Source organism: Methylophilaceae bacterium (assembly GCA_018398995.1).
In the GTDB taxonomy this organism is placed as follows: domain Bacteria; phylum Pseudomonadota; class Gammaproteobacteria; order Burkholderiales; family Methylophilaceae.
Genome location: CP073759.1, coordinates 881192 through 892525, shown reverse-complemented (window position 1 = coordinate 892525; position 11334 = coordinate 881192). Strand labels below are relative to the sequence as shown.

Sequence of the window (11334 nt, the reverse complement as noted above, 5' to 3'; positions counted from 1 at the left end):
GATTAATCGTCGCGCTCTAGCTCGATGAGTGTTCCAGTTTTTGCATTAAATTTTAGCTCCCAAACTTGATCTTGATGATCAAGTATCTCAACCTCATACAGATAAAAACTTTTTTTTCGCTCTAGTTCTATTTCTAAAATCTGGCCAGGCTTAATTTTTTTTGCAGATGCAACGATGTTTTCTATAGGCAATATCTCGCCAGATTCAACGAGTTTGCGTATCTTAGTTATGCTCTCTTCTGCACTAGCCATCATAGTGCTAACACTTAACGCAACAAGAAATACCATGCGCTTGTTGCTTATCAAGCGAGTCATTTGTTTAACAAAAAAATGGACTTTGTTGATGTTCATCCAACGCTTCTACCTTTAGTTTACCCTGTTAAAAGTCTGATGCAAAACAGCGCATTTTTAATGATTTTATTGTATGCCCTTATTCTAAAGTAAACAGCTTAACGTAAGCTGAATAAAAGCCAGTGCCGCAAACCATTTAGTTTGTTCATACACTTTATCATGCCCAAGCGGTATAATTTATTGCTCGCTATCATATGGATTATCAATGACATTTATTCAGCATCATGTTGCAGTCACCAGCACTGTTTTGTGTATGTGCTTCGTTTCTCTAAGCACAGCATTGGCTAACGATAAAATTGATCGTAATACTGAAACAGCCATACCAAGAAGCAAAAATCTGTATGGTTTTGGTGTTGCAATACTACCTAAAACATCAGGTTCAGATGAGTTTAGGGCCATTGCCTTGCCCATTATTAATGCCAATTATGGTGATTACTATATCAACGCGCTTCAAGCAGGTGTTTGGCTCGTTGATTCTGAAGACAAACGTCTGAGATTTGGATTGTCAGCACAAGCGCGATTTGGATGGGATGCCAATGACGGGCAACTAACGCGCGGTATGCAAGATCGCGATTTTTCGTTTGATTTAGGCCCTACTGTGCGCTGGCAGACCGATTACGGTACCTTTAATGCGCAGTGGGGATTTGATGCAGGTGGTGCGAGCAATGGGCAAACAGTCGATTTACAATATATTAAAAGTGTATTTCGTAGGAGTGCATTAAAGTTAAATGCCAGCGCTGGTATGACATGGAATAACCAAAAAATGAATGACTATTATTTTGGCGTCTGTGCGAATGAAACCGCTCCGCTCAGACCAGCTTATTCTGCTGGCTCTAGTACCGAGCTTAGAGTGGGTATCAACGGCGCTTATGCGGTGGCGCGCGAGCATTATTTACTGTTTGGCGCTGCCATCACAAGGTTAGGTAACGCACAGGCAAACAGCCCAATAGTAGAAACGCGTATGCAACCTTTTGCATATATTGGTTACTCAATTGCTTACTAAATAATCGTGATTGTTTGAGTTGTATTTGTGCTGTGCGCTAGAGTCAATACATTCAGTCAACAAAGCCCAGACTGATCATCTGGGCTTTGTTAATTTGGATGATTTGCTTGAGCTAGTGATGGGTCAATCGCTGCTGGCTCGTCGTTTTATAGTCTTCGGTTTTAATCTTTTTGCCATTAATAACGATAATCTTTTTATTGATCGAAATATCATCGCCATTGATTTCAATCGATTTATGCATCATTGGCGCACCAGTTGGCATCACTTTTTCCCAGCCATGATCTTGATAAGCCCAAACAGCATCGTTTTCAATATCCCATTGAAACAAGCATAACCAATGATGCAAAATTAAATCTTTTACCATCGCATGTTTGTGCATAATGTCTTCGATTGCATTCCTAGGCGCAGCAATATAGACGTTTAATCGAATCGGGTGATGGCGCAATTGTTTACCGTCATGCAAGGATTGTTGGGCCAAGCCTATTCTTAAATCACCGCCATTACCCTCAAATACACCATAATTGCCACCAACTACGTTATGCAACATTTTATTGCCGCTACCATAGTGTTGATTATCAGTAACGCTGGCATAGTATTGTAGGTTAATCCAATTAGTGACAATCATGGGTGCGGTCATAATTTGTGTTAATAGCGCGAAATGGTCATCAGTTTGCCAATGGTAGTCGTGCAAAAAACTGCGGCCTTCAAAGTCTATGCCTCTGGTACGTGACCTGGGGGCAACAACAAATGCGGCATTATTAGCTAAACCCCATTCTGGTCTGAGTTCGGCCCAATCTTGACTCCTTTTTTTAAGAGCCTTTTGCATCTTACGCTCATCTTTATATAGGTGCTTATCTTTTTTATAACGCTGTTGCTGGCAAGCGGCTGTGGCAGCTGCGAGCCAAGATATCCAAGCGCCTTCTTGTTGATTCAGCACCATTATTTCATCCGTCACTGTGTGATGTAGACATGGTACAAAAGTGGTTGTTTCTGGAATCACCACCCCATCAACTTGTAATGCTGCTCTAATATCCTTGCGATTGAGTAGATAGCAAAGTACAGTGGCATTCACCTCGCCAGATTGTCCACCGCATGCGCCACAATCTAGTGATGAGGCATGCGGGTTATTGTTAGAGAGGCTACCATGACCCACAATCAAAACCGTGGGCGCGTATGGCTTTGTGAGGCCAATGCCGTTCAAAATGGCTTTTGCTAATGCGGCAAGTTCGGCTGTGCTGACAGGTTTGCCATCACTGTTCACCTGCCATTCAAGATGACTATCATTGATGATATTCGGTTTGGTATGCGCCCCAAAAATAGATTGCTTGAGTAAATCAAACATTTTTAATAAGCCTTGTGACTCAACAATACCGAAAGTCGCTGGTGCTGCCTCCGCCGCTTTTTTCCAACTCATTTTCTTTTGTTGTTTAGACACTGCCTGATGCGATTGCACCATTGCAGCCGTTTGTTGCGCAACTAACGTTGGTTTAAATAATCCTGGTAACTGTGGTCTGGTGTTTTTACTAATCGTGGGTAAATAAGCGATTGGTAAGCCAAAAAAACCAGCAAAACCGTAGGTTTCTATGGCAGCATGTTGTGCTTCTAGTTTGCTACGATAAATGGCTGATCGCACATCAATACAAAACACGGCTTGTAATGCCGGCGTGGTAATCTCGTGGTTATTGGCGAGCAATAATTGGTCTTGCATCTTGGCTTGAAATGCTAACTCTAACGCCTTGTGCCAAACCCATAACCATCTATTTTCATTAAAGCACTGTAGTTGTTTTTGTTTGGCTTGCGCCAACTGTTGGTTAACCGTATATTTTAATTGGGTAAACAAATGGCTATCGGTCAAAGCCGTATTTTGCCACAGCACCCAATCCCAAGCCATTCTGATAACAATCAGTTGTCTTAACAGATGTTGGTGTTCTTTTTGGTATAAATTGGCTTGCCACTGATCGTAAGCGAGCCAAGACGCCCAGCCGTTAATATCTAGCACTAACGCATACACATAGTCTTCCCATGCCGCTTCATCAACATTATGATTGGTCAGATCAACAACATGCTGCGCAACAAATGCCTCCGCATCGTCGGGTAAGCTGGCAAAGAGTTGATTGAGGTTATTTTCACCAGTCAAAATCTGCATACCATGATCTGCAATAGCAGATGCCCGCCATGCTTTATAAAAAGCATTTTCGTCTGCTGCTTGACCATCAGTATTTTGATGATGTTGTAAATGAAAAGCGCAGAAATTACTCATCTGCTGTAACACTTCTTCGCGCCATGAGATTTTATATTGATGCGATTCTTGAGCATCAAGAAAATCGCTGATATGTAACCAGTGTTGATGGTGGTCTGCACCCTCTACATATTCTACTAACTGCGCATTACTAGCGCTTACTTGTAGTTGTTTTTTTGCTTCATTTAAATGCCAATCTTTAATCTCAACTAACCACAATGAGCGGTAGTAGTGTTTGGGCATGAGCATATTCATATTGCCCAAAAACCGTAATTTTGCAGCAGCCTCAGCCATGTCCATGCCTCTTAGCTCCCACCAAGGATTAACCGCAATCGACTGATCCAAAGGCCAGGTAGGGGCAATTTTATTGGCGGCTATGGCAACAGCATCAAATGCATTCAGACTGCTGTATTGCGACTGCCCACTATGCTTTATTGCTGATTTCATTGGCAAACTCCTGTTCTAATTTATATGCCGTTTGTTTTTTTGGCAGACTAATCGGCCATAGTCTCAAGGTAATTCTGGTTGACCATTCGTCTAAATAAAATCCAGCGTTTAAGTGCGGTAAAACACGTTGCCGAAGCGCCTGGTGCTTCATTTCAAATAATGCAAAATAGGCAATAAACAAACCAATAAATAATAGACTAACCAACCAATCTGACTGCCAATAATACGTATGTTGAATAGTTGGAAATAAGCCAGCCACACCGCCTTTTAAAACAATATAAGTCGTTACCAAGGCAATGACAGGCACAATAGCTGCAAAGGGTGTGGTGATTAAGCTTCGGTTTGCCAGCAACACAATGGCAGTGCCAGTCAATAATATCCATGGGCTATAGGGCGCGTTGACCCAGCCTAAATAGATAGAAGCAAAGAGAATGCTTGCGGCAATCAGCCCAGCAAACAGCCAGTCTAATCGGGTGTTTTCTGCAAGCGAATTCTGCTGTAAAACATGCTGATTGACCGCTTCGCCAGCGGTTAAGAATGCATACACTTTATAGACGGAATGCGCTAATAAATGCAGTAACGCGAGTGTATATAAGCCTAGCGCACATTCAACCAACATCAGCCCCATCTGCGCAATAGTCGACCATGCCAGTCTTACCTTAATGCTGGTAATCGTCATCATCACCAAAGATGCACAAACAGCAGATAGGCAAGCAACAACCAAAACGAGCGCTTGGGCAGGTAAAGACTGAGAAAATAACGGGGCAAACATTAATAATAGTAAGCCGCCTAAATTGATGATGCCAGCATGTAATAAAGCAGATACTGGCGTCGGCGATTCAACCACTTGCACCAACCAACCATGAAGCGGTAGTTGTGCACATTTAATTAACACAACATTGGCAATTAAGAGTGCTGCAATATGTAGCTGTAAACTTAATTGCGGTAACGGATATTGATTAAAAATGCGATCGATATAACCTGTCCCATGTTCAGCATAAAGAATTAAAAAAGCAATCCCTAATAGCAATTCTGCCGCTCTGGCAAAAATAAACTTTTTATGGGCAGCTAATGCGGCTCGATAGCGCGTTGGATAAAAGATCAGTAGCTGGTGCAAGCTAATACTAATAGACACCCAGCCCAACCAAAGTAACAATAAATGGTTGCTCACCACTGTCGCCATCACACAAAATAATGTGATTAAAAACCATTGTAAAAAGCGCTGATTATCAGCATCTAACTCAAAATTTTTGCGGGCATAATTCAGAACAATAAATCCAATAAAATGGACCAATAACAATACGGTGCTGGATACGCCACTTAATTGAATCAGTGGAAATGCATGAATCAAATCAACCTTAAAGACGACACAAAACCAAATTGCTGCACTTGACAATAAGCCAGCCAATCGCACCATGTAAGCAATTTCCCAGCGGTGTTTTGTCGTCGAAAAAAGCAACGAAATCAATGGACTAAACAATGCTAAGTTGATTAAAGTGTTAATAATGGTTTGGTTCATTGCGCATATCCTCATTAAGCAAAAAACATTGTCCATCATTCAATTAATCAAGTAAAATATATTGTTTATAACAAACCATTCTGTTTTAAAGAACAATGTCAAAACTTAACTATCACCATCTCAATTACTTTTGGCAAGTAGCCAAAATTGGTAATCTGACTAAAACAGCTGAAATATTACATGTCTCTCAATCTGCTTTATCCTCACAAATCAAGCAGCTGGAAGAGAGTGTGGGCAATCAACTCTTCACGCGAGAAAAGCGTAGGCTGGTATTAACCGATGTTGGCAAAATCACATTTTCTTACGCAGAATCTATCTTTAATTTAGGCAACGAGTTAGAGGGTATTCTCACCAAAGGTTATCAATCAGAAGAGCAAACCATCAGGATAGGCATGCTATCAACCATGTCACGTAACTTTGTTGAAGCTTTTGTGACCCCCTTAATGAATAACGCCAAGATTAAATTAGTGATTGCAGCAAGAGGCCAAGCAAACTTATTGAGCGAACTCTCCAACCATGAGCTAGATTTGATTCTCACCAATATTGAGGTAAGAGGCTCTAATCAACAATCTTGGCAATGTCAATTATTAACCAAACAACCCATTTGTGTGATTGGGCATCCTGGTTTGCAATTAGGCCCCAATTTTAATGAGGCCTATAGACATGTCGATTGGATACTTCCTTTATCCAATAGCCCCATTCGATCTGCGTTTGATGGTCTTTGTGCCCAATATCAATTTCAACCCAATATTCTTGGAGAAGCCGATGACATGGCGATGCTCAGGTTACTTGCCCGAGATACAAAAGCAGTGGCGGTTATGCCTAGCGTGGTGGTAAAAGATGAGATTGCCAATGGCAACCTCACTGCATATACCATTTTGCCAAATATATTCGAAAATTTTTATGTCGTGACAGTAAAAAAACACAAATATAATCAAGTCGTGATTGATTTAATCAAAGACTTCAACATACAAAAGCATTAACAAACCCTATCTATTGATAGCCGCCTGGCATATTCAATACGCTTGTGGCTAACTGTGTGTTGTTGCAACTAGGTAACTGAAGCAGATAAGCGAGCGCATTGATACAGAATACTGGATCACTTTAAAGTCAGTCCTTCATCCGTTTTATCCAGCCATTTTTTTCAGCCAAATCAGCTATCAATAGTTCTATAAATTAGAATTATTTGTTATCAATATAATATTGTACTTAAAGACAAAAAAGTTGAATATAGCCCTGTAACAGGCGATGAGAGCGAAAACTGGCTTTCATGCTTTAAACGGCAATGCTGTTTTTAGAAGGAATAACATGACAATAAGAAAGGTGTGCAGATGGCTAAATGATGGCTAAATCGTTACATATTATCTTTGTTATTTCTTTTCATTTGGAGCGCATCTTCCAGCGCAACCATGCATTATGCCAGTGCAATCTATCCAACTAGAGGAGGCGCATCAACAACGCGATAAAATTTCGCAGCTTCTACCGCATGTATCTATTCACCATGCAAAGGAAATTGCAAATCGGTGGAGCATAGGGCAAGCCATGCCTGCCATTTCGCATGATTAATATAATGAGCGATTACGCACATAACTTAGCCATTATCTGTTTTAACCAGCCATTCAATAGCAATTGTAATATCGGCAAGGCTAGCCTGTTTTTAGTAAAAAGTGCTCTCGGGCAAAATGTCATCTGATTTACCCACTTCATGTTGTTAAAAATAACCAAAAGGAGAATTAACTTGAATAAAACCATCATCATGAGTTTGTTATTAGCCGCTGGCTTCAGTACAGGCTGTATGCAAGACGCGCCCACCACTGTAAATAGCGTGTTATCGAAAAATGATCGTGCAGCAATGACGCCAGACGATGTCTTGCAGTACCTTAAAGAAGGTAACGAGCGCTTTGTAGCAGGCACAATCACCAGCAGAGATCATTCTGCACAAGTGCGATACGCCTCAAAGGGGCAATATCCAAAAGCCCTTGTGCTGTCTTGTTTAGATTCTCGAATCCCAGTTGAGGATGTCTTCGACTTGGGTATTGGTGATCTGTTTGTGGCACGTGTTGCAGGTAATTTTGAAAATATTGATATCCTAGGTAGTATGGAGTTTGCTGGCATTCATGACAACGGTGATGGCGTTAAAGTCATTGTTGTGATGGGGCATGGCAGTTGTGGGGCAATTAAACATGCTGTTGATCACACCCAACTAGGCAATGTCACAGCAATGCTTGCCAATATCAAACCTGCGATTGATGCGCACGCTAGTTACCAAGGGGATAAAACGTCAAAGAATAGTGAATTTGTGCAGCTTGTAACAGAAAGTAATGTCAATATCACAATCAACGATATTCGTGAACGCAGCTCAGTATTAAAAGACTTAGAGCAGCGTGGGAAAATAAAAATCGTAGGCGCATTATATGATATGGATACTGGCGTCGTTACCTTTCAAGAATAGTCAGGCTTATTCCAAAATAAAGCAGTTGATGATGTGGGTGATTGATTGATAGCCCTGCCGTGAGCCTAAATGAACCCCCAGTTTAAATAGATGATAGTGGGGGTTTGAAAAAAACCAAGACTAAAGTAATCAAGTTGTAGTGATGATGGTAGACAATATGTCGTCACCGATTCATCATCATAATCAGCGCGCCGTAAACCTAATAGAACGAAGTAATGCTTGCCTTAGCAACCTGAAATTCCATAAAAACGCTAGCCTAAGATGGCTTTTTAGCGCATGAACTGATTGCCTAATTTTGCTATGATATTGATTGTTATCAACTAAATTGAGGTTAGCGCGCGATGATTACTTTACCCATTAAAAAAACGATCACACCAGTTTATTGGGGTATTGTGGGATTGATTTTAAGTCAAGGTGCTATCGGGCAATCAGATCCGGTTTTTACTTCAGCAGCGACCAACCAATGTTTAGTTGAGGCTTATAAAGCATCGCCTAGTTTATCTGGCTATAGTGTATTGGATTGTGTTGGCTTATCCGCAAAAGTATGTATGACATCTCCAAGCGGAGATACCACTATGGGCATGATGTCTTGTCTTGAAGGAGAACTTCATTATTGGGATAAAAGGCTTAATCAAGCTTATATCAATCGCCTGCGAAACGCTAAAAAAGAAGATAAGGAAATGACCAGTATTCGAGCAACTGCTATTACGCTCACCGATACATTACGCGATATGCAACGAAACTGGATATCGTTCCGTGATGCGACTTGTCTTTATGAGCAAGCGCAATGGTTAGGTGGTACAGGCGGTGGACCCGCAACGATGGCTTGCCACATGCACGAAACAGCAAGACAAGCACTTAAACTTGAAGGGTGGTGGTCACAATGATAGTGAACGTGCTGATTGCTGGTTTGATTTTATTGGCTGCGACTGCGAATGATCAGTCGAGTAAAGATACGCAAGCACTTCCATCCCAACCCAATTGGCTCACATCTGACCATGACTGTTCGTGGCGATGGATTCAAGGAGGTGGTCTTGGCATGTGGAGTGAAGTTTGTCAATTATCAACAGGTCAATGGCGTATTGATTGGGATGATGTGCGCAAAGCCTTTGTACTGCAACATGACAATCAACAGATAGAGTTGGTTGTTCAGCCTTGGAAGATCGCTAAAGATACAGGGATTTCATCGCTCAGCACATCACTTGGCGAGGCTGGTTTTTTACAATCTGATCATCATTGCTATTGGGAGCGCGTTTCAATAAGCACATCCACAGCCAACATGCGTTTGTTTGAACTTCGCTCTTTGCTGACTGATGACATTGAGCACAATGAGACAAGCGAGGTGCCTGAAGACCGTTGCGGGCCTTACGGGCAATCAACCCATGGCGTGCGATATTTCATGGTTGATCGCCGTTCACCTGATCTTGCTATTTTTGTCAATGAAGGTCAGGAGCGCCCAATGTTTGATCCTTCAAGCATTACTGTATTGCATTAAATTAAGGCGCCCGTATGGGTGCTAATTCAACAATATCAAATGTAGATTCGGATAGCGGAGCAGGAAACTCAAGACGTAAACGGCCGTCTGTTAAGCTGGTCAAAATGGCCACTTGTTTACGCTTAATATCTGCACCAAATGCTATTGGGTCTTCATATGCGTAGTGTAATGATCCTAAAAATAGTAATTGCTCATGCGTTAAACGATAAAGTCTACCCACAAAACGCTGTGAACCTGACTCTTTTTTGAGAATCCAGCCTGCGCCGTCATCAAAAATTTTACAACTATACCAATTATAAATGACGACTTCTTCTGTTAACCCTAGTTTAAGGTAGCGACATTTCCATTTCCCAATTGGATCGTAACCGTCGTCAAAACTTCTCAATGTGCCTGCTAATGTTGCGTTCAGTATACTTAGTTTTTTTTCATCAGCTATTGTTCTAGCACTTTCGATGGCGCTAGTTCGTCTAGCAGCAAACTCATCCAAGACTAATTGATCTTTAGCTGTTAATAAGCGCACAATAGCCCCATCCGCTTTACAGATTTGAGTGAACAATAACACAAGCATCATTGGCAATAGTGTTCGATATATAGCGTATTTCATCCTTAATATTTCCTAATTCTGGTTTAGTTAAACTATAACGGTATCTATTGAAAGTGTGTAGTCTAGCGCAATTTGCATCAATGCTTTTATGCTAACCCTGCAGAGCATGTTGAATTGTATGGGAGTTGATTGAGGCGAGCATTTGATAATAATAAAGCCCAGCATGGGCTGAGCATTATTATTGTACAATTGAACGGCTATTAAATAGTTGTTTTAGTAAAGCTTTGCTGATGGTTGAATCGCTAATCGTAATCTCAAGACATTTTTTTAATGTCCTGATTCAAAATATCATTAATTAACTCCAGCCGAATTAAGGGACTCTCAAGATCGAGCAAGCGTTGTTTCTGAATTAATGGAAGTGACAACAGTTCACTCCAACGATTAGCAAGCCAAGCGCAGTCATTAAACTGATAAGGTCTGACAAAAGGCAAATCTTGTTCAGTCAAGCCTTGTTGCTTAAAACTTTCAATCAAGCGCTCAAAGCTTTCCTGAGCAGACATTAAGTCCTTAGGGACCTTGATTGTTGGCTCAGCATTAAAAAACTCTACTTCGCCTACCCACAAGCCGTCCGCCTGTTGTTTGACCGTAGCTAGCTTAAATTTTTTCAAGCCTATGCATTTAATATCAAACAAACCCGGACTTGGCACATCTATATCTGAAATTTCGACAGATGTACCAATACGTGCAAATGGCCATTGCGTATGATCATCATGCATCGCACTCACAATACCAAAGTCAGTATTATTGCGTAAACAAGCGCTCACCATATCAACATAACGTTGCTCAAAAATATGTAACGGTAATAGGCCGCCTGGAAATAACACAAGATTTAATGGGAATATTGGTAAAGTTTGCATGATGTTATTGATCTTCAAAATAGTCACAAATTAAGTCTATATTTATTCACCAAGGTTCAATTACTAGGTTCAATTACTAGGTTTAATTGCTAGGTTCAATTACTTGGTTCAATTACTTGGTTTGAATGCGTAGAAATCAATCATACAGCAAGCGAATCATCTCTTGTCATTGATTGGTGACCACCAGTAGATTGCACGAAATCTTCATCTACATTAGTTAAGCATTATTGAATACAACGGCTTGATTGGGCTCATTTTGTTAGCATTAAGTCAGCGTGTACTTACTGTTAACAGAGACCCATCACGAAGCGATTACAATGCCATAGGAACTAATGCTAAAAATTGAGTCATAGATACAAGGTAATTTC

The 11334-nt window shown here is 40.9% G+C and carries 11 protein-coding genes; 6 read left to right on the top strand and 5 right to left on the bottom strand.

Annotated elements, in window-relative coordinates:
- Nucleotides 1–2 precede the first annotated feature (2 nt).
- On the bottom strand, nt 3–350 hold the full coding sequence (locus KFB94_04650; GenBank protein QVL46386.1) for a PepSY domain-containing protein: 348 nt from the start codon (nt 348–350) through the stop codon (nt 3–5).
- 205 nt (nt 351–555) lie between these two features.
- Between KFB94_04650 and KFB94_04645 the strand changes: the two genes are divergently transcribed.
- Nucleotides 556–1353, top strand: coding sequence for a MipA/OmpV family protein (locus KFB94_04645; GenBank protein QVL46385.1), 798 nt, complete (start codon nt 556–558; stop codon nt 1351–1353).
- Nucleotides 1354–1465: 112 nt separating this feature from the next.
- On the opposite strand, the gene KFB94_04640 is transcribed toward KFB94_04645, so the two are convergent.
- Both KFB94_04640 and KFB94_04635 read right to left on the bottom strand, forming a co-directional pair.
- Nucleotides 1466–4039, bottom strand: coding sequence for a DUF2309 domain-containing protein (locus tag KFB94_04640; protein QVL46384.1), 2574 nt, complete (start codon nt 4037–4039; stop codon nt 1466–1468).
- Entirely contained in the window at nt 4017–5558 is a 1542-nt protein-coding gene (locus KFB94_04635) for an NADH-quinone oxidoreductase subunit L (protein QVL46383.1), read from the bottom strand. The genes KFB94_04640 and KFB94_04635 overlap by 23 nt, the downstream gene beginning before the upstream one ends.
- Before the next feature lie 95 nt (nt 5559–5653).
- Here KFB94_04635 and KFB94_04630 point away from each other — a divergent pair, with 95 nt between their 5' ends.
- The 5 genes from KFB94_04630 to KFB94_04610 all read left to right on the top strand — a co-directional run bounded on the left by KFB94_04630 (nt 5654) and on the right by KFB94_04610 (nt 9505).
- Complete coding sequence (locus KFB94_04630; protein QVL46382.1) at nt 5654–6541, top strand: LysR family transcriptional regulator; 888 nt, start codon at nt 5654–5656, stop codon at nt 6539–6541.
- Between the two features lie 433 nt (nt 6542–6974).
- Nucleotides 6975–7124, top strand: coding sequence for a hypothetical protein (locus tag KFB94_04625; GenBank protein QVL46381.1), 150 nt, complete (start codon nt 6975–6977; stop codon nt 7122–7124).
- A gap of 172 nt (nt 7125–7296) precedes the next feature.
- Entirely contained in the window at nt 7297–8010 is a 714-nt protein-coding gene (locus KFB94_04620) for a carbonic anhydrase (GenBank protein ID QVL46380.1), read from the top strand.
- Between the two features lie 341 nt (nt 8011–8351).
- A complete protein-coding gene (locus KFB94_04615) occupies nt 8352–8897 on the top strand; it encodes a DUF1311 domain-containing protein (protein QVL46379.1) in 546 nt (181 codons plus the stop codon).
- The gene (locus tag KFB94_04610) at nt 8894–9505 is read left to right on the top strand and encodes a hypothetical protein (GenBank protein ID QVL46378.1); all 612 of its coding nucleotides are present in this window, start codon (nt 8894–8896) and stop codon (nt 9503–9505) included. The genes KFB94_04615 and KFB94_04610 overlap by 4 nt, the downstream gene beginning before the upstream one ends.
- 1 nt (nt 9506) lies before the next feature.
- Here the strand turns inward: KFB94_04610 and KFB94_04605 are convergent, their stop codons facing one another.
- Nucleotides 9507–10109: a DUF4893 domain-containing protein gene (locus KFB94_04605; GenBank protein QVL46377.1), complete on the bottom strand. Its 603-nt coding sequence runs from the start codon at nt 10107–10109 to the stop codon at nt 9507–9509.
- 254 nt (nt 10110–10363) lie between these two features.
- Complete coding sequence (locus KFB94_04600) at nt 10364–10966, bottom strand: LON peptidase substrate-binding domain-containing protein (protein QVL46376.1); 603 nt, start codon at nt 10964–10966, stop codon at nt 10364–10366.
- Nucleotides 10967–11334: the final 368 nt, after the last annotated feature.